Consider the following 26,429-nt stretch of genomic DNA (forward strand, 5'->3'; position numbering starts at 1 on the left):
AGTCGAAAAGTGTGGCTAAGTGCCCGAAAGATGGGCTGTGTCAGCCTCTGGACAATTCGTCACCATTTTGTCATCGACCATATAAATCAATCACTTACAGATCTTCTCATTCATCACAGTGGCCGCTTGACACAGACCAAGGAGGCTGACCTATGGATGCCAGGGTTGTGCATAACAGCAAAGTCCCAATAAATCAGACTTTGCTGCAGAGCAGCATGCCTGCAATTCGCGCAGCACCGCGCGTCATGGGTGTCATCGCTGGCTGGGATCCTAGTGGGGGCGCCGGCATGTTGGCTGACGTTGCCACCGCACAAGCCCTACAGGTCCGAACGCTGGGCCTGGTGAGCTGCTTAACGGCGCAAAGCCTGCAGCACTGGGCGCATGTTCAGGCCACGGACAGCGCCTTACTTGAAGCCCAGATGCGCTGCTTGCAGCGCGACCCCCTGCCCCCAGTGTGGAAAGTGGGCGCCTTGGGCAGTGCGGCCAATAGCCAAGCCCTGGCGCAGTGGTTGGGTGCACAGCGGCCCAAACCTACGGTGGTGCTAGACCCGATTCTGCACAGCAGCTCTGCAGGCCAACTCGGGATGGCCGCGTGGCTGCAGCCATGGCTGCCGCTTAAACCGCTGCTGTGCCCAAACAGCGCAGAGTGGGAGCACATCGGTACACAGCTACCTGCAGCCAGCCAGTGCCCGCGCCTGATTACCGATGCGCCGCATGGAGCGCGACTGTACAGCCCTGATGATGCTGCCATCGAGTTTGAATACACGCGCCGCCCCGGCGAATGGCGCGGCACCGGCTGCACCTTGGCCACCCTCATCGCTATAGCGCTCAGTGCCGAGCTACCCACTGCGCAGGCCTGTGGCTTCGGGCTTGCACAGCTGCAAAGTTGGCTCGCTCAGTCTGCCCCGCCCCATATTCAACGTCGTCCGGAGGCGATGTGATGACTCCTCAGAGCCGCCTGCAGGTACAGGGCCTGTATTTGCTGGTAGACCCGGAAGTGCTCCCGGCCAAGCAATGGATGCGCGTACTGCCGCAGGTCCTGGCCCAACCATGGGCCTTGGTCCAACTTCGGGCCAAGATTGGCGATGCAACCCAGCAGCTGAGCTGGGCCAACAATCTCGCTGCCATGTGCCGAGAATATGCGCGTCCTTTGCTGATCAACGACCGTGTGGACTTGGCCTTGGCATGCAAAGCCCAAGGTGTACACCTAGGACAAAGCGACGGCAGCCTTCAGGCGGCGCGCCAAGCGCTAGGACCACAGGCCATCATCGGCCGCACCGCCCATGCCGATCTGGCCTTAGTGGAGGAAGCCGCCCAAGACGGCGCAGATTATGCGTCTATCGGCGCCATTTTTGCCTCTGGAACCAAGCCTCAGGCTAAACCCGCTTCCTTGGCGCTGCTGCGCCAAGCCACCCAAACGCAGCGCATTCCCATATGCGCCATCGGTGGTATCAACACCCAGAATCTGGACGCAGTCCTAGACTGCCAACCAGCGCTCATCGCTGTCTGTGGCGCCGTGCTCTCAGCCGCAAATCCTGGCCAACAGGCCGCGGATCTTATGCGATCATTAAGACATGACTAATCGCGAATCCAGCCGTTCTGAGCAACTCTTCGCTCAGGCCCAAAACTGCATCCCTGGCGGAGTGAACTCTCCGGTGCGTGCCTTTGGCGCTGTGGGTGGTACCCCACGTTTCGTCGCTAGGGCTCAAGGGGCCTATATCCACGACGAAGATGGCCAGTCCTACATCGACTACATTGGCTCTTGGGGGCCGATGATCCTGGGTCACCAGCATCCGGAGGTCCTCGCGGCTATTCGTCAGCAGCTTGAGCTGGGTGTGAGTTACGGCGCCCCGACGGCGCTGGAAATTCAAATGGCCGAATTACTGTGCCAGCGCCTGCCCTCCATGGAGCAGGTGCGCATGGTCAACTCCGGTACAGAAGCCACTATGAGTGCCCTGCGCTTGGCGCGTGGCTTTACCGGTCGGGACGATGTACTCAAGTTTGAAGGGTGCTACCACGGTCATGGCGATGCCTTCTTGGTCAAGGCCGGCTCTGGCGCACTCACCTTTGGTGTACCGACTTCACCGGGTGTGCCACAAGCAGCCACACAGCACACGCTGACCTTGCCCTACAACGATGTCCCAGCCCTGGAGGCCTTGTTCAGCGCGCGCGGCGATCAGCTCGCGGCCGTCATCGTCGAACCCATCGCCGGCAACATGAACTTCGTGCCACCCAGTGCCGAATTTCTCCAAACCCTCCGCCGACTTTGCGACCACCATGGCAGCGTATTGATCTTTGATGAGGTGATGACTGGGTTTAGAGTGGGGCCGCAAGGCGCTCAAGGCATTTATGGCATCCAGCCCGACTTAACCACCCTGGGCAAAATCGTCGGTGGCGGTCTTCCTGTGGGGGCTTTTGGGGGTCGTCGCGACATCATGAGCCAGCTCGCGCCCACGGGGCCGGTGTACCAAGCTGGCACTCTGTCCGGAAACCCTTTGGCGATGGCCGCCGGATTAGCAACGTTGCAAACCTTGTTTGCGCTTGATCCCTGGGAGCAGTTGGCCCAGTCCACCCAGGCCTTGGTCGAGGGTGTGATCCAAGCCGCACAGACCAACGGCATATCTGCATGCGGCCGCAGCCAAGGCTCCATGTTCGGCTTGTATTTTGGGCTCAGCCAAGCTCCAAACAACATGGAAGAGGTCCAGGCCGGTGATAGCAAGCTTTTCGCCGCCATTTTCCATGGCATGTTGGAGCGTGGGGTGTACTTAGCGCCTTCGGCTTTTGAGGCCGGCTTTGTCTCCATCATGCACGGTTCGCAAGAGGTCGAGCAGACCATCGCTGCGGCCCAGGCTACCTTTGCCCAACTGAGCGAGTGAACGATCTCCCGGTCTGGTTACAAGACTGGCTAGGCTGGATCGAACATAACCCAGAGGTCAGCCTACTGGTGCTGATGCTGGCGGCCGGGGTGGAAGGCCTGTTTCTCATTGGCCTGATCATCCCCGGGTCGGTCCTTATGTTCAGCGCGGGAGTATTAGCGGCGCAGGGCTACCTGGACCCCGTCACCACCATTTCTGCAGCCTTCCTCGGTGCTTGGGTAGGCGATCTAGCCAGTTTTGCGCTGGGACGCCACTACCGACACCGGCTTCCAGAGCTGACGGGGCGCTGGGCTTTGCTGCCACGTGCAGAGGCGTTTTTTGCGCGCCATGGCATCCTCAGTGTGCTGCTTGGGCGCCTCATCGGCCCCTTACGGCCCTTCATCCCGGCGGTTGCAGGAGCTGCAGGCATGCCCAGCCCGCGATACGGGGTCGTCGCCGCCCTGGCTTGCGCCCTGTGGGCACTCAGCTATGCCCTGCCCGGCATGTTAGTCGGCGCAACTCTGCTCGTGCTCGCCGACCTGCTGGGCCGGGTCAGCATATTAGTGGGGCTGGCTTTGGTCGCCGCCTATGTGCTCTACCGCTTGGTGGTGCTGCTCATAGCGCTGAGCCAGCATTATGCCGAGCCGCTGCTCTTGCGCCTTATAGACTGGTCGCATCGACATCGCCGCTTGGGCCGCCTCGGCCCTGCCCTGGCTGATCGCCAACAACCAGAAACACCTGTTCTCCTCGCCTGCTGGCTACTCCTTGCCCTGGTCATGGTGGGCTTGGAGGGGTTACTGCGCTGGGGCCAGGCCGGCGTGAATGACTGGAATTACGTCGTGCTGGACACCCTGGCGGGCTTACGCAGTCCAGGTACCCAACTGCTTGCCCAGTGGCTGGGTGGCTTGATTGATGCTGGTTTGCTAGTGGCGGTGAGCGTCAGCATGAGCCTGGGGTTTTTTCTGAGCGGGCGCCTACGCGAGGCTGCGCATTGGTTGGCAGGGCTGAGTGGCAGCGCGCTACTGGGCTGGGTGCTGGGCCAGCTCAGCCCACAGCCCGTGTCCTTGTTGCAACAGAGCTTGCCCCTATGGCAATGGAGCTGGGGGATTGGCTTGGCTATGCTCAGCGCCGGATTGCTGGTGACTTACCGCCCACGCAGCTGGCGTCTTGCCTCCTACTGGCTGGTGGGCAGTGTGGTCCTGCTCAGCATGGCCGGCCTGTGGTTACTAGCAGACAGCTATCCGGACCGCAGCCTATTGCTGGCGATTATTGTGTTGCTGTGGACCAGCCTAGTCACACTCGGCTTTCGTCGCCACGCGCGGCGCCGCCGGGGTCCGGCCCCGCTGTGGCCCTTGGTGGTGGTGGTCGGCCTGAGCGTGCTGCTGTGGTGGCAGCCGCGCCCCATCACCAGCCCCATCGAGCCCTTGGCACGACTGATTCATCAGCGCCCGGATCGGATTAACCTACTTTGGACTGGCCGCCCTGCTGCGGCGCTGCAAGCCGCACAGTGGCAGCAGCTGCCGCCATTTAGCTGGCAGGCACTCCGTGCATGGCTGCAGTCGCCGGCTCCGCAACCGCTGGTTCCAGCGCTATTGGACGGTCAGCCACCGGATCAAACCTGGCGTTATCACAACCAAGTCCTGCGACTCTGGCGCGCTCAGCGCTGGGGTGGCAGCGAAGCCCAGGACCTCTGGGTGGGTCAACACGGACTGGTGGAGAATGTACATTTGTTGGGCCAAATGACCCTCCCGCGAACACGGCCCACGCAATGGACAGATGCCGTGTGGCACGCCAGCGCACTGCCCGCCTCGGCGTCCTTGCTGGCACCGCTGAGCCCGCAGCTGATTCAATTGGGCAGCTCAGAGATACAACGCTCCCTGGAACTACCTCAGACCAACACGCCTAAGCCCTGAGGGCCAATGGCACCCAGAGGAATAGAGCCGTTTTTGGCCTGCGGCGCGGCGCGAGCGTGTCAAAGCGGAGGTTTGGCAGCGTGCAAAGGCTAGCCCCGGCCTAGCGGCCCACAAGACCCAGTCAAAAGGGCCCAGTCCAAGCGCTTTGCAGCATAGTGGTGTCCTGGCCTGGGTCATAAGCAATAGCGCGCTTGCAGTCGACAACAAGGTTGCCCCCCTGTTCCAGCAGCTGGTTAAAACACGCAGCCACAGGCGGGCTAGAATGACGCGCCGTCCGCAAACCCAGAATCTCATGAGTGCCGACTCCTCCAGCAGCTTTGTCAGCCGTATGCGCGCCAAGATCAACCGTGGTGACTCATGGTTGACCTACGACCTGGGCAACCTGCTACCGGGTCAACAGCTGGACGAAAACGCGCTAGAAGAATTCGAGGATTTACTACTCAGCGCTGACCTGGGCGTTGATGTCAGTCAAACCATCAGTGAAACCCTGCGCGCCGAGGTGAATGCCGGCCGCGTCAAGCGCGTGGACCAGCTTCAAAAGTTGCTACGCAAAACCTTGATTGACCTGCTCAAGCCCTGCGAGGAGCCGCTGGTCATCCATGACTTTATTAAGCCCTTTGTGCTCATGGGGGTCGGCGTCAATGGCGTTGGCAAGACCACAACATTGGGCAAGATTGCCGCGCAACTCGCCCAGCAAGGCCGCGAAGTGATGCTGGCCGCCGGCGACACTTATCGTGCAGGTGCGGTCAAGCAACTGGGGCAATGGGCCGAACGCGGCGGCGTAGCCCTGATGGAGCAAGGCCAAAACGCGGATCCCGCCAGCGTGATTTTTGATGCTTTTTCCGCAGCGAAGGCGCGCGGAGTCGATGTGTTGCTGGCGGATACTGCCGGTCGCTTACATACCCAAGGCGGGCTGATGGATGAGCTGCGCAAAATTAAACGGGTACTGCAGAAACAAGAAGCCTACGCCCCTCATGAAGTGCTGTTGGTGGTGGACGCCACCAGTGGCCACAATGCTCTACAGCAAGCCATACAGTTCCATGAGGCCGTGGGCTTAACCGGACTGGCCATTACCAAACTGGACGGAACGGCGCGTGGGGGGACGGTGTTCGCCATCGCCAAGCGCTTGGGCTTGCCCATCCGCTTTATCGGGGTGGGCGAACAGCTAGACGATCTCGGGCCTTTTCAAGCCGAGGCCTTTGTAGACGCGTTGCTCAGCGGCAATACCCCCAGCTGAGCGCATGCCCGAGCTGCTCAGGATTCATAACCTACACAAGCGCTTTCCGCCCGGAGAGCGGGTGTTTCATGGTGCGCAAGCACAATTGGCCGAAGGCGAGTTTGTCTGGCTGACCGGGCCTTCTGGCGCCGGGAAAAGCACCCTGCTGAATATGATTGCCGGTGTGGAAACACCATCGCAGGGACACATCTTGGTGCAAGGCCAAGACATCACCAAGCTTAGCCGCCGCCAGCTGCTCGCTTACCGGCAACACCTGGGGCTCATTTTCCAAGACCCCATGTTGCTTCCAGACCGCGACGTGTATCACAACATCGCCCTGAGCCTGGAAATCCGAGGCCGCATGCCGGCGGCGGAGCAAAAGCGCCGCGTTGATCGCGCCTTGGCGCATGTGGGCTTAAGTGGGCGCGGCCGGTCCATGCCCGCCCATTTGTCCGGCGGTGAGGCCGCCAGGGTCGCCATTGCCCGGGCCTTGGTAGCTGGGCCCCGTCTGGTATTGGCTGATGAGCCCACGGGGAACCTCGATGCGGCGCTGGCGAGAGACATTTTGCAGCTATTTGTGGCCATCAATGAGCTGGGGGTGAGCTTGGTCGTCGCCAGTCACGACGAAAACCTCATTGCCGAGTACCCCGCCACACGCTGGCGGATTCATGAGCACCAGCTACAGGTGGGGCCCAGCACATGAACTGGCGGGCGGCACTGCAGCGCCAGGATGCAGCCGAGCTCATTAGCATTGTGGTGATGGCCTGCGCTGTTGCGCTACCGGCCTTGCTATGGCAGTTGCAGCACGCTCTTAGTCAGAGCCTGGAGCAGCGCGCCAGTGGTGCAGTCGTGCTGTTTTTGACAGCAGACGCCGTGGGTAGTCCAAAGCTAGTCAAGGATTTGGAAGAACATCCCCTGGTGGCGCAGGTCCAGGCGCTGAGCGCCCAGCAGGCCGCCGCTTCTTTTGCGGATTTCTTGGGCCTCAGCGCCCAGGAACGGCGAGAACTTCCCGAGCAACTCGTGCCAGCTACGGTGTCGCTGCGCCTGCAGCCGCAGGCTGACCCAGATGCGGTGGAGCAAGCTATACAGGCCTGGCAAAGTCGCCCAGCTGTACAAAGCCTGTGGTGGGATCGTGCCAGCCTAGAGCGCGGTCAACAGCTGTACTTCAGTTTGCGTAACTTAGGCCGTGGCCTCACTTTGGTATTGCTGCTGGCAGGCGTGGGTATCGTTGCCGCCGATGTCAGTGCACGCCTGGCGCGTAGCGCTCAGCAAGTAGAGGTTCAGACGCTGTTAGGCGCCAGCGATGAATTCATCTTACGTCCTTATCTCAGCCGGGCGATGCTACTGGGCGGCATCGCAGGCGGCGTGAGCCTGGTGCTGCTCGGGCTTGGCATTGCCGGCCTGCAGGGAGTGCTCCAGGAGCTGTCGCAGAGCTGGGGCCAAACGGTGCAATTGCACTACCCATCCCCGTCCAGCAGCGTGCTTCTTCTGCTGGCTCCAGCGGTACTGTCTGCGCTCACCACGGTCGGGGTGGTACTCAGCCGCTTACAGAGCCGCTGATGTTTGAGCTACCGTGCTGATTGAGGTCTGCCCTTGCGTCGGCGTGAGCCACGCCGTGCACATCCCAGCAGACCAAGTTCAGCGGCTCGCCGCGCGAAGTTAGCGCGTCAGCATCCGCTTTAACCACTGCGCAGCCGCTGGGTGCTAAGCCCTGTCTGCGCGGACCAGGACTGCCCCACCCATTCCCAACAAAACGCTGAATAGCCCCGCCATATGGAGCTTTGAACATCGTTTCATCCGGGGAACTTTCCCGCATGTCGGCGCTCCAATGATCAGTTTTGGCACTCTCGGCCTGAGAGTGCTAAATTACCGTTCATGGGAGATTCCACGATGACAAATACGCTCGCTGTGTACTCCAAGCAAGCCATGCCAGTGCCGCTGACCGGCAGTCTGGACGCCTACATTAGTTCGGTGAACCAAATCCCTGTGTTGGATGTGGACACCGAGCAAGCCCTTGCGCACAACCTGCAGGACAATGACGACCTGCAAGCGGCGCAGGCCCTGATTTTGTCCAATCTGCGCCATGTGGTGCACATTGCACGCGGTTATATGGGCTATGGCTTGCCGCTGGCTGACCTGATCCAAGAAGGCAATATTGGCCTGATGAAGGCCGTGAAGCGCTTCGATCCAGAAGTGGGTGTGCGCCTGATTTCCTTTGCTGTGCATTGGATTAAGGCGGAAATACACGAGTACATCCTGCGCAACTGGCGCATCGTTAAGATTGCGACCACCAAGGCGCAGCGCAAACTGTTCTTCAACCTCCGCAGTAAGAAGAAACGCTTGGGTTGGATGAATAAGGCCGAAGTCGAGGCGGTTGCGGCAGACCTGAATGTGAAGCCTGAGACCGTGCTGCAAATGGAACGGCGCTTATCCGGCCAAGACCTGGATTTCAGCAGTCTGGGTGGTAGCGGCGACTCCGAAGATGCACCGTATGCTCCAGAGGAATATTTAGCCGCTGAGGATCAAGATCCGGCCCCCGCTCTAGAATCAGCGGAGTGGGAAGACCAGCAAATGGCCACACTCAGCAGCGCTGTGCAAGCCTTGGATGCGCGCTCGCAAGACATTATTCGTCGCCGCTGGATGTACGCCGAGCAAAAAACTGGGCTGCAGGAACTTGCAGACGAGTATGGAGTATCCGCGGAGCGCATCCGGCAGATTGAGTCGGCTGCGATGAAGAAGATCCGCAAAGCCTTGGAAGACGTTCAGGGCTAAGCCGCACCCCTACTGAAAAAGGCGACCCTCGGGTCGCCTTTTTTTGTGGTCCTTCACAGCCTAGTGTCACTGAACAGAATGGGGGGCCGAACCTGCCACCATCTGGTCTACGCCACCCACCCTTGCCCAGAGCCAGACGTCACATGCTAACCAGCCCAGGTTTGGCGGGGAAAAAGTGGCGTCCAAGCCACCGGACAAAGACATGTCGTCTGGTCCCGCTGCTTCAGTATCGAGGGCGACCGCATCTGGCTCCAAGAACCACGCCCTCAACACACCGCAGAGAGGGCCGCACTCGGGGAATTAGATCAAATAGTGGTCCAACAAAAGGGCGGCAAAAATGAGCATTAAGTAAACGATGCTGTAGCTAAACAGCCAGCCTGGCAGCGCTTTGGTCGGCCGCCGATAGAGCAGCCAGGTCTTGTACAAATACACTCCGCCCAGTGGCAGGGCTCCCATCGCGTAGAGCCAATGACTCATACCGATGGCCAAAGGTAGCAAGGTAATGGCAAAGAGCACCGCTGTGTAAAGCAGGATATGCAAGCGCGTAAAGTGCGCGCCATGAGTGACCGGCAGCATGGGAATTCCAGCTGCGGCGTATTCTTTTTCACGGTCCAAAGCCAGCGCCCAAAAGTGCGGCGGCGTCCAAGCGAAGATAATCAAAAACAGGATGAGCGCTTCGGGGTCCACCTGCCCGGTCACGGCCACCCAGCCCAGCAGGGGTGGTGCAGCACCTGCAGCACCTCCAATCACAATATTCTGCGGCGTGGCCCGCTTCAGGAATACGGTATAGATAAGCGCGTAGCCCACCAACGAGGCCAAGGTGAGCCACATGGTTAAGGTGTTGGTCGTGGCAAATAGCACCCATGCTCCCAGCACACACAGCACGGCTGCAAAGCCCAGCGCGCGCGCAGTAGTGACCGTGCCGGTCGGCAATGGCCGACGCCGCGTGCGGGCCATGCGCGCATCGATTTCCCGGTCCGCCCACTGGTTAACCACCGCAGCAGCAGCAGAACACAACCAAATGCCCAAGCTGGCACCCAGCAGCACCTGCACATCCACGACCCCGGGTGTGGCCAGGAAGATGCCGATTAGAGCCGTGAAGACCAACAGCATCACCACCCGCGGTTTGGTGAGCTCCCAATATTCACGGACTTGAGCAAAAGGTTCGGTGGCACGCATGGTGTCAAGCATTCGGCAAAGGCCTCAATCTAGAGTTCAGCGCAGCCAGGAACATCACCAACGCGGCTGCGCCTGCATTGTGCGCCGTGGCCAGCCACAAGGGCAGACCAAAGAGCACCGTGGTGATCCCAATGGTGAGTTGTGCGGTGAGGAGAATGGCCAGACCGCCCGCCCAGTTGCGCAGCCCCTCGCTGCGCCACAAGCGCCAAATCAGCCCTCCGAGTATCAGCGTAATGACGACCGCGCCGAGCCGGTGGGTGAGGTGTATGGCCGTGCGCGCTGGAGATTCCAACACGCCGTACTCGTAATTTTGATCTAATCCGCGCCACAACACAAAGGCTTCGGCGAAATCCGCCTCCGGCCACCAAGATTGATGGCAAGTTGGGAAGTCCGGACACGCCAAGGCCGCGTAGTTACTGCTGGTCCATCCACCCAGATAAATTTGGGCCATTAAAGCCAGCAAGGCAAAGGCAGCAAAACCAGCGGGGCCAAGCTTGAGCGCTGGCCCGGCACTGGGCTGGCGGCGCGCTGCGTAGCGCACATTGAGCCAAGTCAAAAGACCGAGGGTTGTCATTCCGCCCAACAAATGACCACTGACTGCCAGGGGTTTTAATTGCCAGGTGACCGTCCACGCCCCCAGCAAGCCCTGGAAGCACACCAAGCCCAACAAGCCGAGCAAAAATCCTCGAGGGGCCATACGCTGACGCCAGCCCAGTGCGAGCAGCAAAACAATGCCCAGGCCCACGCCGCTGGCGAAATAACGGTGAATCATCTCGCGCCAGGCCTTGCCCGTCTCCAGCGGCCGCTCGGGGTAGGCGGCATTCGCGGCCGCCGCATCTTCTGGCACCAGAATTTGACCGTAACAGCCAGGCCAATCCGGGCAACCCAGTCCGGCATCCGTCAGTCGCACGTAGGCGCCTAAAACCACCACACCCGCGCACAACAACCAGGTGGCTCGGGCAATCACACGAAAAGCATTGGAGGGAGGAGTCATTCGGCGGAAAGTCCTTCAGTGATTGAAGACAAATGGGGAATTGATGAGATCGATGAGGCGCAGACCAGCGGCACTAGCCAATGTTGGAGAGCTTGAGCAGACGCTTGAGGTCGTCATACAGGCCACGTAAGTCCACCTTTTGCGGCGAGTAACGCATGACAGCGTTGCCCAGCGGGTCAATGATGGTGACGGTCAGAGGGTCATCGCCTTGCAGGCGCTGGCGAAGCTGCGCGTGTTGGGAGGCCGACAACACCGCATATTCCAACAGAGGATGCTCTTGCTCAAGCCGGGACTTAAGAGCCCGGGCACTGCCTGCATCGGGTAACACCACGAGACGCTGCACACGGCTACGTTTGCGGTGTAGGGACTTACGCAATTGGCGGATGTCTATGAGACGACTCTCACAAGCCTGGTCACATTCAGACGGGAGCACTTGCAACAGTGTCCATTTTTCATTCCATGGGTCGGCCAAAACCTGTCCTTGAAGGTCTTGCAGCGGCAGATCCACCGGAGCGATTGGCAGCAGCATCTCACCGTTGTTGGTCTGCCCATGAGGGCGCCATTCCTCCGGACCAAAGTACAACAGCCAGGCCAAGAAGAAGGGGGTGAAAAAGATGGCGGCAATGAGCAAAAATCGACGTCGGCCTCGGGGCTGAGGCGGCGCAGAGCTTGAGGTGGTCGAGGTCATTGATCATCTCCGGAGCTGCGCCGGTTGAAGCGCAGAAAAATAAACAACAAGGTCAGTGCCAGGGCCGCCCACTGCACGCTATAGCCATAGTGGCGTTCTGGGGGGATTTCAAAACGCGCCCAGCGACGTGAATAAGCTCCTGGCAACTCAGGATCCATCAGCAGCAGTGCTGGCCAAATCGAATGACCCAGGCTGCATTCCAATAACTCTTGATCGGGGTAGTTCAGACGCGGCAGAGGGGCATCAGAGCATGTCTGCTGGGTCACCAAACCTGCTTTTGGCAGGTCCCGCAGGACTCCGCTTGGCACATTTGCTTGCGGGGCAAGAATGTCTGGAGACTCGCTGCGATTTAGCGGAGCGGCCAACCATCCACGGTTAACCAGCAGCCAACTCCCATCATCGAGCTGGAAGGGAGTCAGTAGGTGCACACCAGGGCGACCATCTTGGGTTTGATTGTCGAGCAGGATATGCCGCGACCCCCATTGCCCCTGCAACTGCAAACGCTGGCCATAAGGCAGCACGTCTGGCCGTTTTGCCGTAGTCTGAGGTGCCGCGAGTGCGACCTGTGCGCGCTCGTTCTCAATGGCTGCTTTGTCCTGACCCCGCTGGTACTGCCACAGGCTCAAGCGCGCGCACAGGGCAATGCCTAGTAGGCTGATCAAGGCTACTAGGGGGTGCGGCCGCCATGTTGTCCTAAAGGTATTGAACATATGCTCGTGAAGTCGGTGATCGTGCTCGGGCTACTGGGTGTGCTGGTAGCTCTGGGCTTTGCGTTTTATTACCTCATGACCGATGTCGGGCCGAAGAAGCGAACCGTCAACGCGCTGGCGATTCGAGTGTCTTTGTCCGTGGCCATCATTGTGTTTCTGGCCTTGGGCTATTGGCTGGGCTGGATTGAACCGCATGGGGTCGTGCCATAACCGGCATTCGCCCCCAGACACAAGAAAGGGGTGCCCGCAGGCACCCCTCCCGTTCAATCCCCAACCCTGTTGCGGCGGCGTCGCTGCCGCCCCAGTTGTTACAGGATGTATACGAAGACGAACAGTCCTAACCAGACCACGTCCACAAAGTGCCAGTACCAGGCCACACCCTCAAAGCCAAAGTGCTTTTCAGGGGTGAAATGACCCAGGGCGAGGCGAATCGTGATGATCGCCAACATTAAGGTACCCAGAGTCACGTGCATGCCGTGAAAACCAGTCAGCATGAAGAAGGTGGACCCATAGATCCCCGACTCCAGGGTCAGGTTCAGCTCCTGGTAGGCAACGATATATTCCTCGGCCTGGAAGTAGAGGAAGATGCAGCCCAGGGCAACGGTCGCCGCCATCCACGCAATGACGCTGCCCCGAGACTTACCCTCACGCAGACCGTGGTGAGCAAAAGTGAGGGTCACGCCGGAGGTCAACAGCAACATGGTGTTCAGGAACGGCACACCCCAGGGCGGGATCACTTGAAACTCGCCGCCCATGGCGCCAGGACCGTTGGAGGGCCAGGTCTTCTCAAAACCTTCCCACAGCAGCATGTTGGTCAGAAGGCCATCGCCAGAGCCACCCAGCCAGTTCAGGCTCAGGGCCCGCGCATAGAACAATGCGCCGAAGAAAGCGGCGAAGAACATCACCTCAGAGAAGATGAACCAAGCCATCCCCCAGCGGTAGGTCATATCCACCTGGTTCGAGTATTTCCCTGCCTCGCTTTCCTTCACGATGCCGCGGAACCAGACGAAGGTGAAATACAGCGTAATGGCTACACCGGCATAGATCGGCAGACTGCCGGTGTCGTTACCGTTGAGATAACCGGCAATGCCGTACACCAAAACGAACAGCCCGATGGTGAGGAAAAAGGGCCAGGACGTCGGTGTAGGTACGTAATAGGTGCCTGTTTGCGAGGACATAGTGAAATTACTCCGAAAGGCTCACAGACCACCAACCTCGGCCAGGCCGGTGGCATCAAAAAAAGTGTAAGACAAGGTGACGGTATCGATGTTTTTAGGAATATTCGGGTCGATCAGAAACCGAACCGGCATCACCTTGTGTTCACCGCTAGCGAAAGGCTGCGGGGTAAAACAAAAGCATTCTGTCTTGCGCACGTACTGCGCGGCACTCCACGGAACCACGCTGGGCGTTGCTTGGGCCAACACATCTTTATCGCCATTGTTCCGCGCCTCAAATGTGACTGTGTGGAACTCACCCGGGTGCACCTCGATGCTGGGCTGGCTGGCGGCAAACTCCCAAGGGAGGTTGTTGTTGACCGTAGTCAGAAACTCCACACGCACCGTCCGCGTTGCATCCGGCGACTCTTCCACCTGAGTTTCCAGCGTCAAACCACTGTTGGTCCCGTTGAGACCGGTGATGTCACACAGAAAGCCGTACAGAGGCACCAAGGCATAACCAAAGCCGAACATGGCTCCCGCTACCACGAGTAAACGTAGTGTTTCTGCTAGCGAGCGCTTCTTAGTGGAACTTTGCTCGGCGGCCATGGTTATGACATCGCAACGAAAATGCTGCCAAAGAAGAGCAGCGCAACCACCACCAAGGCGAGGGCCAAGCGCACATTGCGCTTGGCCACCTCGGGATCGTTGGGTCGAATGGGCTCTTGACTCATGAATGACTAGCTCTTAAGCCGGATTGGCTTCCGCTTGATGCTCATCGGCATGCGCACCTTGAACCTCGCTCTCATCGATGACGGGAGGAGTTTCAAAGGTGTGATAAGGAGCCGGTGAGGGCACAGTCCACTCTAAGCCAGTTGCACCATCCCACACGCGGGAAGGAGCCGCTTCGCCTTTCTTCATGATGCAGTACACGATCATGTTGTAGGCCCAGATGAACTGGACGACGAAGTACACGAAGGCGCCGATGGAGGAAATCACGTTCCAGTCGGTGAACTGGGTGGCGTAGTCCGGAATCCGGCGCGGCATACCGGCAAGGCCAGAGAAGTGCTGCGGGAAGAAGGTCAGGTTGATCGCGATCGCAGACAACCAGAAGTGGATTTGACCCAACTTCTCGCTGTACATATGACCGGTCCACTTGGGAATCCAGTAGTAAATGGCCGCCAGAATCGAGAACACCGCACCCGGCACGAGCACGTAGTGGAAGTGCGCCACCACGAAATAGCTATCGTGGTACTGGAAGTCCACGGGGGCGATGGCCAGCATCAGGCCGGAGAAGCCACCAATGGTGAACAGGAACACGAAGCCCAGTGCGAAGAGCATGGGAGTTTCGAAGGTCATGGACCCGCGCCACATGGTCGCGATCCAGTTGAAAACCTTCACCCCGGTGGGCACAGCAATCAGCATGGTGGCGAACATGAAGAACAGCTCACCTGCGAGCGGCATACCCACTGTGAACATGTGGTGAGCCCACACGATGAAGCTCAGGAAGGCAATGGAAGCCATGGCGTACACCATGGAGTCGTAGCCGAAGAGGCGCTTACGAGCGAAGGCGGGGATGATGGTGGAGATAATGCCGAAGGCCGGCAGAATCAGGATGTACACCTCGGGGTGCCCGAAGAACCAGAAGATATGCTGGAACATCACGGGGTCACCACCACCAGCCGCGGTGAAGAAGCTGGTGCCGAAGTATTTATCGGTGAGCAACATGGTGACGGCGCCGGCCAGCACCGGCATCACGGCTAGCAGCAAGTAGGCGGTAATCAGCCAGGACCAGACGAACAGCGGCATTTTGAGCAGGGTCATCTGCGGAGCACGCATATTCAAAATGGTCACGATGACGTTAATCGCACCCGTGATCGACGAAATCCCCATCAAGTGAACGGCAAAGATCAGGAAGGGGAAAGCATCACCCGTTTGCAGAACCAGCGGCGGGTACATGGTCCAGCCACCGGCTGGCGAACCACCGTCCATAAATAGGGTGGACAGCAGCAGCGTAAAGGCGAAGGGCAAAATCCAAAAGCCCCAGTTGTTGACCCGTGGCAGCGCCAAGTCGGAGCAGCCGATCATCATCGGGATCATCCAGTTCGCCAAGCCCACAAACGCGGGCATCACACCACCAAAAATCATCACCAGCGCGTGCATGGTGGTCATTTGGTTAAAGAATTCAGGGTGTACGAATTGCAGCCCTGGCTGGAAGAGTTCAGCCCGGATCACCAGCGACATCAAGCCACCAATGAAGAACATGATCATGGAGAACCACAAATACAGGGTTCCCAAGTCTTTATGGTTGGTGGTCTTGATCCAACGCATGATCCCTTTTTCAGGGCCATGGTCGTGATCATGGTGGGCGTCGTGAGTAGCGGCGTGACTCATAAGGGGGGGTACTCCGATTCCTATCCCTGGGGATTAGCGTTGGGCGGCCACAGCAGCGGGCTCAACAACACCATAGTCGTTGCCCCAGCTGTTGCGGGTGTAAGTGATAACTGCGGCGATATCTTCGTCGCTGAGGTACGCAAAAGGCGGCATCGCATTTTTGCCTTTGAGCACCTGCATGATTTGCTCTTCAGCAGGGCCTTTCACCTTTGGTGCGTCGACCAAAGACGGGAAGCCCGCGGGGGGCATGCCTACGCCGTTGGGCATATGACAAGCCGCACAATTTTGTTTGTAAACACCTTCGCCCTTGGCAACCAGCTCTTCCTTGGACATACCGGCGTCGCCACCAGCATCACCCTCGGCCAGCTGAATGTTGCCCAGCGCTGCAACTTCAATCGGTGCGGATGCTACAGGCTGCGCCTGAGCAACCTGTGTATCTGTTTTGCCACCGCGGCTGGCCACCCACTGTTCGAATTCTGCGGGCTCAACAGCTTTAACGACGATGGGCATGAAGCCGTGATCGCGGCCGCAGAGCTCTGCGCACTGGCCGCGATACACACCTGGCTCATCAATCTTGACCCACATTTTGTTCACGTAGCCAGGAATCGCGTCTTTCTTACCAGTGATTTCAGGCACCCACCAAGAGTGGATGACATCGTTGGCGGTCAGAAGCAGGCGGATCTTCTTGCCTACGGGCAGAACTAAGGGCTGGTCGACGTCGAGCAGGTAGTTATCAACCTTGGTGACATCGATGCCGGAGTCGAGTTGCCGAGCTTGGTTGGACTCTGGAGCCAAACGGGACAGGAAGGACACTTCCTCGTCCAGGTACTCGTACTCCCACATCCACTGATAACCCGTGATTTTCACGGTGAGATCAGAGCCGGAGGTGTCATCCATTTCGATCAAGGTGCCTGCGGCTGGGATTGCCATGGCAATGAGGATCAAAAATGGCGCGACGGTCCAAGCAATTTCCACCTTCAGACTTTCGTGGAAGTCCGCTGGTTTTGGGTGCACGCTGCGGCGGTGCGCGAAGATCGAATAGATCATTGCGCCAAACACCACTACGCCGATAGCGCAGCAGATGTAAAAAATGAGCATGTGCAGACCGAACACCTCGCGGGTAGTTTCAGTCACGCCCGGGGACATGTTGTAAGGCGCGACCGCATGGGCCAGCCCAGTTACCGACGTGGCCATGACAGCCAAAAGAGTTCGGTTCATCCGTGTAAACATTCGCAACTCCACTAACGGATTGACGCGCAAGAGCCTTGGTGCGAACCAAAAATCAGGGCTAGCGCGAGGTGATCTGCAAAGCCCGCTGATTTTAGTGCAAAAGTTGACCTGGGTCAGCACGCAGACTCAACCAATGTGCTTAAAACTTTACGCCAGTGGTTCTGGTCCAGATGCAGCCGAGGCCCAGCTAGCCATTGATTCAAGGTCGCTTCGTTCTCTTCCACCCAGGGCTGCAGTGGCGGCAGGCGATTGGCAATCCAGGCCCAAGGCAAGCCGGCTTTTTGCAAGGCCTGCGCGCTGAGCAGCGCGTGATTGATACAGCCTAAACGCATTCCGACCACCAAAACACAAGGCCAACCCTGGCCAGCGACCCAGTCCAGAAAGGTCAGTTTATCGGTGAGTGGGACTAGCAAGCCCCCAGCCCCTTCCACAATCACCCAGTCGTACTCTTGCGCCAAAGCGTGCGCGCCGGCTGCCATGCCATCTGGGTCGATGCGCAATCCGCAATTGTCTGCCGCCAAATGTGGGGCAATTGCATCTGGCAGCGCGATGGGGTTTACCTGGGCGTAACTCAGGCCAGGCGAGCTCGCGGCGAGCAACTTGAGCGCATCCTCATTCCGCCATCCGTCTGCGCTTTGCTCACAACCGGCGGCGACAGGTTTATATCCCGCCACACTGGCGCCAGTTTCACGCAGGGCATGAATGAGTCGAAGACTGGTGTAGGTCTTACCGATTTCGGTATCGGTGCCGCCAACAAAAACAATGGGCATAGTTTGGGAGTGCGCCTATGGTCGAAGATAAACCTGGGAATACCGCGCGTAGCGAGCCTCAGGCCACCGCCTGCTCAGCTGCGGTCTCTTGCGCGGCAATATCGTCTAAAGCGGCGACCAGCTCGTGAATATCCTCCGCCGTATGCGCTGCGGACAAGGTCACCCTGAGCCTCGCCGTATTGGCCGGCACGGTGGGTGGGCGAATAGCACTCACCCAAAAACCACGCGCCTCAAGGGCCTGCTGCCAGGCTAAGGCACGCGCCTCCGTCCCTAACACTAAGGCTTGAATAGGGCTGGTCGATGGCAAGGCCTTCCAGCTACGCTGCTCAATCAACGCGCGCCATTGCGCAATGTTGCTGTGCAAGGCGGCGACATGCTCAGGCTCCGCGCGCAGAATGGCCAAAGCCTGGCGCGCTGCGGCGCAGACGCTGGGGGGGAGTGCTGTGGCGAACATAGTCGTCCGCCCCCGCTGCAGCAGCCACTCTAATAAATCACGATGACCCGCCAAGGCCGCACCATAACCACCGAGCGATTTGCCGAAAGTCACCATCTGTACCCAGTCATCGGGCACATCCATCCCCGCGCCGGCCACACTGCCACGACCGCCTCCGGCCCAGCCAAATCCATGCGCATCATCCAAATACACGGCTGCACCATACTGCGCGGACAAGGACTGCAGGCTGGGCAGCGCCACACTATCCCCCTCCATGCTAAAGATGGCGTCACTCACAATGAGGGCATCGCGGCCAGCGGGACTATCCAAAAGTTGCGCCAAGGCCGCCATATCGTTGTGCGCGTAGCGCTGCACAGGCGTCTTGCTCAGGCGGCAGCCATCGATGAGAGAGGCGTGATTGAGGGCATCGGATGCAATGAGACCAGCCCCCTGACCCAGCAAGGGAATAGCGCCGGTATTCAGCGCGTAGCCGCTCCCGCCGACCAACACCCGCTCGACGTGTAGCCAATCCGCCAGCTCGGCCTCTAGAGCCTGCTGCTGATAGTGAAAGCCGCAAACATGCTGCGAGGCGGTACTGCCCTGCCCTAAGCCCTGGGCAGCAGCCGTCGCTGCCTGCTGTAAGCGCGCATCGGCAGCGAGGCCCAGGTAATCGTTGCTACAGAACACGCGCAATGAGCGCCCGTCGTCCAACATGGCCATACGTGCATCGCGCTGACGGATACAGCGGCGCTGGCGAATCTGCTGGTCTGCGCGAATCCGCGCAAGACCGCTGCGCGCCTGATCAGACAGCCAAGGCATGAGCGTCATGCAGTGCATTGCGCGCCTGAGCCACCGGCGCCGCTTTAAAACCTAGTTTGTTTAACAACGCCTGATCCGCTTCGACATCCGGATTCCCGGTGGTCAGCAACTTATCTCCATAAAAAATGGAATTAGCTCCTGCCATGAAGCACAGCGCCTGCAGGCTTTCCTCCATGGCGCTACGTCCCGCAGAGAGCCGGACCACCGCATAAGGCATCAGAATGCGGGCGACCGCAATGCAGCGCACAAACTCAAAAGGGTCCACACCGGTGTTCTCGGCCATAGGCGTTCCAGGCACAGCCACCAGCTGATTAATCGGGACCGAATCCGGATGCGCTGGCAGATTGGCCAAGGTCCGTAGCATTTCGCCGCGATCCTGCCGACTCTCACCCAAGCCTAAAATCCCACCGGCGCAGACTTTAATGCCTGCGTCTCGCACATGTTGAAGCGTGTCGATTCGACTCTGGAAAGTCCGCGTGGTGATGACCTTGTCGTAATAATCCGGGGAGGTATCGATATTGTGGTTGTAATAATCCAAACCGGCGTCGGCCAACTCTGCAGCCTGCTCCGGCTTCAACAAGCCCAGTGTCACGCAGGACTCCATACCCATGTCGCGGACGACGCCAATCATTTCCTTCACGACGCGCAGATCTTTGGCCTTAGGGCCACGCCAGGCCGCTCCCATGCAGAACCGCGTGGCGCCCGCTTGTTTGGCCAACTGCGCCGCCTGCCGCACCTCTTCAATAGAGGCCAGCTGCTCACGATCCAAGCCGGTGTCGTAACGAATGCTCTGGGAGCAGTATTTGCAATCTTCCGGACACCCCCCCGTTTTGATGTTCATGAGGGTCGACAATTGGACCTGGCGCGGGTCATGGCACTGGCGGTGCACTTGTTGAGCCCTAAACAGCAGCTCGTTAAATGGCAGCCGGAACAGGGCCTGAACCTGGTCTGCCGTCCAATCATGGCGGGTAACAATGTCTGAGGGCATGGTGTCCTTCCTGGGGGCAAGCAGCAAGGCAGTGCTGCGCATGAAGCCTCATGCTGGCTCAGCCACTCAGACTCGTCAACCAGTGATGGGCACCTGGGTTGACAAGTGCCTGGAGCGCCTGGGCATCTGTTGCTGCCCCCAATGTGGATCTGCGCTCAGCGGCTTAGCGCTCTGTACGCCTTGCGCAGACGCTTTGCCCCGCCTTGGAGCCGCCTGTCCTGACTGCGCCGAAGAGCAGCCCGTGGTTCAAAGCTGTGCACGCTGCCTGGCCAAGCCACCGCCATGGCATAGCCTGAGAGCACTCGCCCCTTATGCGCCCCCGTTCAGTCAATGGATGGTGCAGGCCAAATATTATGAAGACCCGGTCAGCCTGGGCATGCTGCGACTCCTCAGCGCCGGCCTGCCTTATTGGCGTGATTACCGCGTCTGTCCCATACCCACACCGGCAGCGCGCCTGCGAGCACGTGGCCTGAACTTGGCTGCGGCTTTGGCCTGGAGCTTGGCAAAGCCTCGCCGCCTGCCACTCACAGAGGCTTTAGGCTGCGACCAAACCATGCCAGCGCAGCAAGGCCGTAGCCGGCAGCAACGGCTGCAATCACGCCACAAGGCCTTCAAGGCAGAAGCCTGCGTCGCCGGCCAGCGCATTTTGCTAGTGGATGATGTGATGACCACCGGAAGCACACTGATCGCCGCTACCCAAACCCTGTTGCGCGCTGGAGCACGCCGGGTGGATGTGGTGGTGTGGCTGCGCACGCCGCCACCCCACTAAGGACGCGCGGCTGTCGCCCCGGCACACGGCCGCCACCGCAGAGCGAGCTCTACGCCTGCGGGGCGTAATCTAAGAACAGCCCTAGGAATACTGCAGCTCCCAACCAATGGTTGTTCAGGAATGCGGCTAAGCAAGCTGCCGGTTCGCGATGACGAATGCGCCATTGTTGCCATAGCATCAACATCGCGGCGACGCTCAGGCCGGCCGCATAGTACCCGCCCAATTGCAGTAAATGCCCTAAAGCACCCAGCAGCAACAGCATCAGCACTTGCAGGGCAGCGGTGATCATCCGATCCGCAGAGCCAAACAAAAGCGCTGTGGACTTAATGCCAATCTTGCGGTCATCCTCGCGATCGACCATGGCGTAGAAGGTGTCGTAGATCACCGCCCAGAGTGTGGTGATGAGCAAGAGCAACCATGCCGCTGGAGGCACTTCAGCACGCACCGCAGCGAAGGCCATAGGCCCACCCCAGGCAAAAGCCAAGCCCAAATGCGCCTGCGGCAAGGAGGTCCAACGTTTGGCAAAGGGATAGCTCGCGGCCAAAGCAGCCGCCGGCAAGGACAACAACACCGTGAGCCGGTTCAATTGCAGCACCAAGCCCAAGGCCAGTAAACACAACATGGCAAACACCAGCAGCGCCTCCCATGGCGCAATCCGCCCAGTGGCTAGGGGGCGCTGCCGGGTACGTTGCACATGACCGTCAAAATCGCGATCGGCAAAATCGTTAATGGCGCAGCCCGCCGAGCGCATAAGCACCGTGCCCAGCACAAAGATCACCAAAATTGGCGCTGGAGGCACACCTTCGGCAGCAATCCATAAGGCCCACAAGGTCGGCCAGAGCAATAGCCAAATCCCAATAGGGCGATCCAAGCGCACGAGCTGGGCATAGGCTTGTACCCGCGCCAGCACTAAGGCCAATACGCCAGCGGGCTGAGCTGATGTGGGCGTGGTCGAAGTCTGCATAGTCAAAAGCAGCGAAATCTGCGGCGCAGCTTAGCAGGACACCAAAGCCAGGTTATGACCGACTCCCATGGCCGAACACATCGACTGGTTTAGCGTGCCACCTTGGGAGGCCGTCGCCGTCTGTGAGCGACCAGCAATAGCCAACATAGCCCCACCAGTGTCCAGCCACTCAATGCGCCGCCTGCTTGCGCAGATCGGCCACGCGCTTGGGCCTGGCTTGGCTCCTGGGCTTGAGCGGGCCGCTGCCAGTCCAAGTGGTTTTTGAGCAAGCTGTAGCCGGTGTAGGTCACCGCATAGTTCTGCAAGCCAAAGGGGTGGTAGTACTCTTCGGTAGGGTCAGGCAGCAAGGCACCTAATATGCCAATGCGACCAGCCCCCAAAGCAATTTCGCCGTGAATCACGAAACCGGCAGAGTGCAATCCAGCGGTATAGCCTCCAGCGGCTTCCCAAGACTGCTGATTCACCTCCCAATTCGGCGCGACTTGAGCATCAGCGCCATTTCCAAAACGCATGCCAATAGGAACCGTGTCGTAGGTCTGACTGGCCACACCACGCAGCCCCGCATTTAAGGGATGGCCACGATCCGTGAACTCTTCTACCGAGCCGACATAGGCTGAGGTGCGGCGAATGTCACCGGGGTTGATGTCGGCAAGCAACTCAGGCAAAGCCTGCAGCGCGGCATCGGTGAGGAGCAGATTGCCGCCGTCGCGCACCCATTGCCCCAACCACGCGTACCACTGCTGTAGATCGGCCACAGCCTCGGGTGCGGCATCATTGGCCAGCACTAAAGAGTCAAAATCGGACGCATCTACGGTGCCAGTCAATAGCTCGGCCATGCGGACTGGCTGTAGAGCTTGGCTGGCCAGCCCTGCCAAGTCCTCAAAAAACTGCATGCGAGACACATCGTAGGGCGCTTGGCCAAAGCCGCCGGGGTCGCCCAAATCATTCCCAACCCCATTGGCGTCGTCATGGCGGATACGCTTGGGGTCGAACAGGTACGCGACGCGGCCACCCAGCTCAAATACATGCGCCTTGGGGTTCAAGGCTTGCTCAAACATGGTGTAGTTGATAGCTCTAATTGAGTCCACCCAAATCTGGTTCAGCGGCGCCAAGTAGGTGAATCGGTTGGAGCCCGCCGGATAGTTGTTGTAGCTCAACTCGGTCGCAAAACCGGTACCGGCTATGGTGTCGCGGGTATTGTAGTAATCAATGCTGGACCCGCTCGCCGAATAGCCCAAAATGTCGTAAAGCGTGCCCCAGCGGTAGGCCCCGGCATACTCCCCAACCACCTGCTGCACCTCAAACATCGAACTCGTGGACAGGTAGTTGCCCATGGACTGCGCAATACCATCGGCAAAGCGGGCCAAGGTTTCCGACTTTTGATAATCGAACTCCCCCACAATTTGCAGGCCAGCTGCCAGGTAGCTATCGGCAAGTTGGCCGTGGTTATCCGTGCCCAAAAACCATTCACCCGCATGTTCTTGTAATAGCTGCGCAACAGCTACACCCTCCTGCTGGAAATAATCCGCATTGTCGTAGGCAAACCAGCCTTTGACTGGAAAATTCCGGTTGAGGTCGAAGCCGGTAGAGTTGGCGCGGGTGTACTGAAAACCTTGGCCGGCATTGGTCAATGGCTCGCCAGCGACCCAGCCATCGGGGTTGGCAAAAGTGAAATGCACAACAAAGCGAGTGAGTAGGTCCTGGATAAAGGGATCAGCACCGCGTCGCTGTGGGTCGACCATTTCTTCAATCATGCGGACGGCACCTTCGCGGGGACCAAACTCATTGGCATGAATGGAAGACATGACGAATAGACGTGGCTTGTCTTGTGCCCCCGCCTCATCAGTCAGGCGAATGTCATACAAGGAGTAGCCGGCTTCCGACTTACCCAACACCACCACCTCCATACGCTCCGGGAAACGGCTGTTTAAGGTTTGGATGCCGCACTCGAATTCCGCGAAAGTGACATAGGTGAGCGACAACACGGGTTCGGGGAACACTTTGCCATCCGGCGTTGGCGTCCCATCACAGCCCACGGGTGTTGCCGCCGCAGGCAAACTCAGCCCCATCGTGACCAGCAAGGCCAGTGTCCATACTTTCATTGTGCATTCCCCAAGTTCGAGTGCGTTGTCCACTCTGCATCGTCGGGCGTAGGCCCGATCCGCACACGGTTCCCGATTAAGCTTAGCCTCCTTCCGCTTTCGCCACCAGCCAAACTGCGCCGCGGTGTCGAGGATCGAGCGATGCAAGAACTCCGCCAATTTCTCCGTTTCCACAGCGGCAGGCGGGTATGCGGGGCGGTAAGGCCTATCCGATTAAACTGGCCCGGTGCTTGCTTCGGCCTGCATGACAACCCTCTTTGCAGATGCAGCTCCGCATGGCGCTGTCCAGGAATTTAGGGGGTAGTATCTCGCTATACCTTGGGAGTGGCGCAGGCGCGCTCAAACGAACAAATATGACTGCGTATTTCGCTGCGGTGCGAAGCTCAAAGGCTTCCCAGATGCTATTGGCCTTATTCGGCTGTGGGCTGCCCTGGCCGGTCTTGGCTCATAGTTTTGGACGCACCTACAGTATTCCGGTGCCGGTTTGGATGTATTTATATGGGGCAGCCGCCGCGCTGGCCTTGTCCTTTCTGCTCATCGCCTGGTTCGCTACGAGTGCAGCAGAGCATGGCACGGGAGGGGAGCTTGACCTCAGCCGGACCCGGTTTACCGGGTTACTCCGTCGTTGCAGACCGGTACTCCAAGGCCTGAGTGTGGCTGGGCTTGTGCTCGCGATTGCGACCGCCTGGATGGGCAGCCCCAATCCTTATGTCAATTTCTCCATGACCTGGTTCTGGATTTTGTTTGTGCTGGGACTGGGCTATGTGAGTGTGATTGCTGGCGATGTCTACCGCTGGCTCAACCCTTGGCAGGTGCTGGCTCAGGTGATCGGGCGGCTTTGGCAAGGCTACTCGCAAGGCCGACTGAATTACCCTGCACGATGGGGTTATTGGCCCGCTTTAGGCCTTTACATGGGCTTTATTTGGCTGGAACTCGAAGCCGAACTTGATGTGCGTGATCTGGGCCGGCTACTCCTGAGCTACAGCCTGCTGAACATACTGGGCGTAGGGCTGATTGGCCGCCGCGACTGGTTTCGCTACTGCGAGTTTTTCAGTGTGTTTATGCGCCTGTTTGCTGCCATGGCCCCGGTTTACCTAGCCCCCAACCAAACCCTGCGCCTGCGTGCCCCCTTTGCAGGCCTCGTAGGCTGGAAGGCGCAGGGCTACAGCATGCTGCTATTTATTTTGTTCATGCTCTCGTCAACAGCCTATGACGGCCTGCGCGTCACAGTGCCTTGGGTGGAGCTGTTTTGGGTGGATTTGTACGCTGCGCTGGAGCCTTGGGTTGGCAATGAGCCTATTGCGGCCTATCACAAGATGAAGCCGCTGCACGCTATTTGGTCCACCGGCGCTTTGCTGCTATCGCCGCTGCTGTATTTGGGCGTATACCTGCTCTTCATCGGTGCAACGCGTGTGATCACAGGCTCGACTATGAGCCTTGGTGAGCTGGCATTACGCTTTGGCCCCTCTCTACTCCCCATTGCCTTGGTGTATCACGCGGCGCATTACTGCGCCTTGTTTATCACCCAAGGCTCCAAAATGCTGGGACTCATATCAGATCCCTTCGGCTGGCGCTGGGACCTCTTCGGCACCACCCACCTACTACGCAGCAACTGGATACTCGATGCCGCTATTGTGTGGCATAGCCAACTCGCCCTGATTGTGGGCGGGCATATTGTCAGCGTCTACATCGCCCACCTGGTGGCCTTGGAGATTTTCCCCTCACGGCGCCAAGCCGCGCTGAGTCAGCTACCCATGTTGGGACTGATGATGCTGTTTACGGCCGGTGGGCTGTGGATCTTAGCCCAGCCTATCTCTGGTAGCTAAGGCCTAACTCGAAGGCAAGTGCCCAACGCACTCAAGCCGTCTACCAAATCAAGCTGCGCCTTCGGTCTCGGCACGGCTGGCAGCCAAGCCTGCGCCTGTGTCCCCCGCGCCGCTACGCGGTTCCCTCCGGGGACGCGCTGCTCTGGGGGGCGTCTCGACGCAACGTCCTGTTGCGGCGAGACTCAATCCGGCGTCCTGCCGGATTGTCCCCCGGCACAGCGCACCCCTCCGGCGCTTCCTCCTTTACCAGGCGCAGGCTTGGATGCCAGCCGCAGAGCAAAACCTTGGCATCCGGCGCGAGCTGGAGTTGTCACATCGCACTCCAGGAGTAGACATTAAGGTGAATGATTCCAGCCTGCATAACCTCTGTGCCGAATGAGAAGGGTGCTTGGTTCCTCACCCTGCCAATGGCGAGACGTGTTGGTTCGCTGGGGCCGCGTTTGGCACCCGCGCCGGAGGCGCCTGGAGCGACTGTGGTCAATTGGCCATGGATGGCCGATTGAGGCTTGCCGCGACAGGACGTCGCGTCAAGCCGGCCACATCAAGCGCAAGGCACCGGAGGGAATCGCGAAGCGACGCGGGTGACTGCGGCCCTGGCGAACCAACACGACCTCCAAGGCATGAGCCTGGAGGCTATCTAAGGTGTTGCTCAT

General features: G+C 59.2%; 24 protein-coding genes. 11 read left to right on the top strand and 13 right to left on the bottom strand.

From position 1 onward, the window contains the following. The first annotated feature begins 215 nt into the window (after nt 1-215). The 8 genes from KI787_03290 to rpoH all read left to right on the top strand — a co-directional run bounded on the left by KI787_03290 (nt 216) and on the right by rpoH (nt 8,756). Nucleotides 216-941 carry a bifunctional hydroxymethylpyrimidine kinase/phosphomethylpyrimidine kinase gene (locus KI787_03290; protein MBV6628956.1) on the top strand — a complete coding sequence of 242 codons (726 nt, stop codon included), beginning with the start codon at nt 216-218 and terminating at the stop codon, nt 939-941. Beyond that, nucleotides 941-1,582 carry a thiamine phosphate synthase gene (gene thiE, locus KI787_03295; protein MBV6628957.1) on the top strand — a complete coding sequence of 214 codons (642 nt, stop codon included), beginning with the start codon at nt 941-943 and terminating at the stop codon, nt 1,580-1,582. Before KI787_03290 ends, thiE begins: the two co-directional genes overlap by 1 nt. Continuing rightward, on the top strand, nt 1,575-2,876 hold the full coding sequence (hemL, locus tag KI787_03300) for a glutamate-1-semialdehyde 2,1-aminomutase (protein ID MBV6628958.1): 1,302 nt from the start codon (nt 1,575-1,577) through the stop codon (nt 2,874-2,876). The genes thiE and hemL overlap by 8 nt, the downstream gene beginning before the upstream one ends. After that, nucleotides 2,873-4,768, top strand: coding sequence for a DedA family protein (locus KI787_03305; protein MBV6628959.1), 1,896 nt, complete (start codon nt 2,873-2,875; stop codon nt 4,766-4,768). The genes hemL and KI787_03305 overlap by 4 nt, the downstream gene beginning before the upstream one ends. 262 nt (nt 4,769-5,030) lie before the next feature. Continuing rightward, nucleotides 5,031-6,005 (top strand): signal recognition particle-docking protein FtsY, encoded by a 975-nt coding sequence (gene ftsY / locus KI787_03310; protein MBV6628960.1) that lies wholly within the window; start codon nt 5,031-5,033, stop codon nt 6,003-6,005. A gap of 4 nt (nt 6,006-6,009) precedes the next feature. Then, entirely contained in the window at nt 6,010-6,687 is a 678-nt protein-coding gene (locus tag KI787_03315; GenBank protein ID MBV6628961.1) for an ATP-binding cassette domain-containing protein, read from the top strand. Next, complete coding sequence (locus KI787_03320) at nt 6,684-7,544, top strand: hypothetical protein (protein MBV6628962.1); 861 nt, start codon at nt 6,684-6,686, stop codon at nt 7,542-7,544. The genes KI787_03315 and KI787_03320 overlap by 4 nt, the downstream gene beginning before the upstream one ends. Nucleotides 7,545-7,874: 330 nt before the next feature. Continuing rightward, nucleotides 7,875-8,756, top strand: a complete 882-nt coding sequence (gene rpoH / locus KI787_03325) for an RNA polymerase sigma factor RpoH (protein MBV6628963.1) — start codon at nt 7,875-7,877, stop codon at nt 8,754-8,756. Nucleotides 8,757-9,056: 300 nt separating this feature from the next. Here the strand turns inward: rpoH and KI787_03330 are convergent, their stop codons facing one another. The 4 genes from KI787_03330 to KI787_03345 all read right to left on the bottom strand — a co-directional run bounded on the left by KI787_03330 (nt 9,057) and on the right by KI787_03345 (nt 12,279). Beyond that, nucleotides 9,057-9,947, bottom strand: coding sequence for a heme o synthase (locus KI787_03330; protein MBV6628964.1), 891 nt, complete (start codon nt 9,945-9,947; stop codon nt 9,057-9,059). Continuing rightward, the gene (locus KI787_03335) at nt 9,940-10,929 is read right to left on the bottom strand and encodes a COX15/CtaA family protein (GenBank protein ID MBV6628965.1); all 990 of its coding nucleotides are present in this window, start codon (nt 10,927-10,929) and stop codon (nt 9,940-9,942) included. Before KI787_03335 ends, KI787_03330 begins: the two co-directional genes overlap by 8 nt. A gap of 73 nt (nt 10,930-11,002) precedes the next feature. After that, nucleotides 11,003-11,617 carry a hypothetical protein gene (locus KI787_03340; GenBank protein ID MBV6628966.1) on the bottom strand — a complete coding sequence of 205 codons (615 nt, stop codon included), beginning with the start codon at nt 11,615-11,617 and terminating at the stop codon, nt 11,003-11,005. Continuing rightward, nucleotides 11,614-12,279 (bottom strand): SURF1 family protein, encoded by a 666-nt coding sequence (locus KI787_03345; GenBank protein MBV6628967.1) that lies wholly within the window; start codon nt 12,277-12,279, stop codon nt 11,614-11,616. The genes KI787_03340 and KI787_03345 overlap by 4 nt, the downstream gene beginning before the upstream one ends. 48 nt (nt 12,280-12,327) lie before the next feature. Between KI787_03345 and KI787_03350 the strand changes: the two genes are divergently transcribed. Further along, on the top strand, nt 12,328-12,537 hold the full coding sequence (locus KI787_03350; GenBank protein MBV6628968.1) for a twin transmembrane helix small protein: 210 nt from the start codon (nt 12,328-12,330) through the stop codon (nt 12,535-12,537). Between the two features lie 98 nt (nt 12,538-12,635). Here KI787_03350 and KI787_03355 read toward each other — a convergent pair whose 3' ends face one another. The 7 genes from KI787_03355 to bioB all read right to left on the bottom strand — a co-directional run bounded on the left by KI787_03355 (nt 12,636) and on the right by bioB (nt 20,115). Further along, nucleotides 12,636-13,505, bottom strand: a complete 870-nt coding sequence (locus KI787_03355; GenBank protein MBV6628969.1) for a cytochrome c oxidase subunit 3 — start codon at nt 13,503-13,505, stop codon at nt 12,636-12,638. A 21-nt stretch (nt 13,506-13,526) separates the two neighbouring features. Then, entirely contained in the window at nt 13,527-14,090 is a 564-nt protein-coding gene (locus KI787_03360) for a cytochrome c oxidase assembly protein (protein MBV6628970.1), read from the bottom strand. 138 nt (nt 14,091-14,228) lie between these two features. Then, a complete protein-coding gene (ctaD, locus tag KI787_03365; GenBank protein MBV6628971.1) occupies nt 14,229-15,875 on the bottom strand; it encodes a cytochrome c oxidase subunit I in 1,647 nt (548 codons plus the stop codon). Between the two features lie 33 nt (nt 15,876-15,908). Continuing rightward, nucleotides 15,909-17,069, bottom strand: coding sequence for a cytochrome c oxidase subunit II (gene coxB, locus KI787_03370; protein ID MBV6628972.1), 1,161 nt, complete (start codon nt 17,067-17,069; stop codon nt 15,909-15,911). A gap of 149 nt (nt 17,070-17,218) precedes the next feature. Beyond that, a complete protein-coding gene (gene bioD, locus KI787_03375; GenBank protein MBV6628973.1) occupies nt 17,219-17,875 on the bottom strand; it encodes a dethiobiotin synthase in 657 nt (218 codons plus the stop codon). A 58-nt stretch (nt 17,876-17,933) separates the two neighbouring features. Next, nucleotides 17,934-19,127 (bottom strand): 8-amino-7-oxononanoate synthase, encoded by a 1,194-nt coding sequence (locus tag KI787_03380; GenBank protein MBV6628974.1) that lies wholly within the window; start codon nt 19,125-19,127, stop codon nt 17,934-17,936. Next, nucleotides 19,111-20,115, bottom strand: coding sequence for a biotin synthase BioB (gene bioB / locus KI787_03385; protein MBV6628975.1), 1,005 nt, complete (start codon nt 20,113-20,115; stop codon nt 19,111-19,113). Before bioB ends, KI787_03380 begins: the two co-directional genes overlap by 17 nt. 193 nt (nt 20,116-20,308) lie before the next feature. Between bioB and KI787_03390 the strand changes: the two genes are divergently transcribed. Then, nucleotides 20,309-20,884: a ComF family protein gene (locus KI787_03390; GenBank protein MBV6628976.1), complete on the top strand. Its 576-nt coding sequence runs from the start codon at nt 20,309-20,311 to the stop codon at nt 20,882-20,884. 49 nt (nt 20,885-20,933) lie between these two features. Here KI787_03390 and ubiA read toward each other — a convergent pair whose 3' ends face one another. Beyond that, entirely contained in the window at nt 20,934-21,848 is a 915-nt protein-coding gene (gene ubiA, locus KI787_03395; protein MBV6628977.1) for a 4-hydroxybenzoate octaprenyltransferase, read from the bottom strand. 89 nt (nt 21,849-21,937) lie between these two features. Beyond that, nucleotides 21,938-23,950, bottom strand: coding sequence for a hypothetical protein (locus tag KI787_03400; protein ID MBV6628978.1), 2,013 nt, complete (start codon nt 23,948-23,950; stop codon nt 21,938-21,940). A gap of 398 nt (nt 23,951-24,348) precedes the next feature. Between KI787_03400 and KI787_03405 the strand changes: the two genes are divergently transcribed. Further along, the gene (locus tag KI787_03405; protein ID MBV6628979.1) at nt 24,349-25,776 is read left to right on the top strand and encodes a hypothetical protein; all 1,428 of its coding nucleotides are present in this window, start codon (nt 24,349-24,351) and stop codon (nt 25,774-25,776) included. The last annotated feature ends 653 nt before the right edge of the window (nt 25,777-26,429 follow it).

It is taken from the genome of Oceanococcus sp. HetDA_MAG_MS8 (assembly GCA_019192445.1).
Classification (GTDB): Bacteria; Pseudomonadota; Gammaproteobacteria; order Nevskiales; family Oceanococcaceae; genus MS8.

Excerpts from the sequence above, each read along its gene's own strand:
- KI787_03290 (MBV6628956.1), top strand. The coding sequence starts at position 216 with ATGCCTGCAATTCGCGCAGCACCGCGCGTCATGGGTGTCATCGCTGGC.
- thiE (MBV6628957.1), top strand. The coding sequence starts at position 941 with ATGACTCCTCAGAGCCGCCTGCAGGTACAGGGCCTGTATTTGCTGGTA.
- hemL (MBV6628958.1), top strand. The coding sequence starts at position 1,575 with ATGACTAATCGCGAATCCAGCCGTTCTGAGCAACTCTTCGCTCAGGCC.
- ftsY (MBV6628960.1), top strand. The coding sequence starts at position 5,031 with ATGACGCGCCGTCCGCAAACCCAGAATCTCATGAGTGCCGACTCCTCC.
- KI787_03315 (MBV6628961.1), top strand. The coding sequence starts at position 6,010 with ATGCCCGAGCTGCTCAGGATTCATAACCTACACAAGCGCTTTCCGCCC.
- KI787_03320 (MBV6628962.1), top strand. The coding sequence starts at position 6,684 with ATGAACTGGCGGGCGGCACTGCAGCGCCAGGATGCAGCCGAGCTCATT.
- rpoH (MBV6628963.1), top strand. The coding sequence starts at position 7,875 with ATGACAAATACGCTCGCTGTGTACTCCAAGCAAGCCATGCCAGTGCCG.
- KI787_03330 (MBV6628964.1), bottom strand. The coding sequence starts at position 9,947 with ATGCTTGACACCATGCGTGCCACCGAACCTTTTGCTCAAGTCCGTGAA.
- KI787_03335 (MBV6628965.1), bottom strand. The coding sequence starts at position 10,929 with ATGACTCCTCCCTCCAATGCTTTTCGTGTGATTGCCCGAGCCACCTGG.
- KI787_03340 (MBV6628966.1), bottom strand. The coding sequence starts at position 11,617 with ATGACCTCGACCACCTCAAGCTCTGCGCCGCCTCAGCCCCGAGGCCGA.
- KI787_03350 (MBV6628968.1), top strand. The coding sequence starts at position 12,328 with ATGCTCGTGAAGTCGGTGATCGTGCTCGGGCTACTGGGTGTGCTGGTA.
- KI787_03355 (MBV6628969.1), bottom strand. The coding sequence starts at position 13,505 with ATGTCCTCGCAAACAGGCACCTATTACGTACCTACACCGACGTCCTGG.
- KI787_03360 (MBV6628970.1), bottom strand. The coding sequence starts at position 14,090 with ATGGCCGCCGAGCAAAGTTCCACTAAGAAGCGCTCGCTAGCAGAAACA.
- ctaD (MBV6628971.1), bottom strand. The coding sequence starts at position 15,875 with ATGAGTCACGCCGCTACTCACGACGCCCACCATGATCACGACCATGGC.
- coxB (MBV6628972.1), bottom strand. The coding sequence starts at position 17,069 with ATGGCCACGTCGGTAACTGGGCTGGCCCATGCGGTCGCGCCTTACAAC.
- bioD (MBV6628973.1), bottom strand. The coding sequence starts at position 17,875 with ATGCCCATTGTTTTTGTTGGCGGCACCGATACCGAAATCGGTAAGACC.
- KI787_03380 (MBV6628974.1), bottom strand. The coding sequence starts at position 19,127 with ATGCCTTGGCTGTCTGATCAGGCGCGCAGCGGTCTTGCGCGGATTCGC.
- bioB (MBV6628975.1), bottom strand. The coding sequence starts at position 20,115 with ATGCCCTCAGACATTGTTACCCGCCATGATTGGACGGCAGACCAGGTT.
- ubiA (MBV6628977.1), bottom strand. The coding sequence starts at position 21,848 with ATGCAGACTTCGACCACGCCCACATCAGCTCAGCCCGCTGGCGTATTG.
- KI787_03400 (MBV6628978.1), bottom strand. The coding sequence starts at position 23,950 with ATGAAAGTATGGACACTGGCCTTGCTGGTCACGATGGGGCTGAGTTTG.
- KI787_03405 (MBV6628979.1), top strand. The coding sequence starts at position 24,349 with ATGCTATTGGCCTTATTCGGCTGTGGGCTGCCCTGGCCGGTCTTGGCT.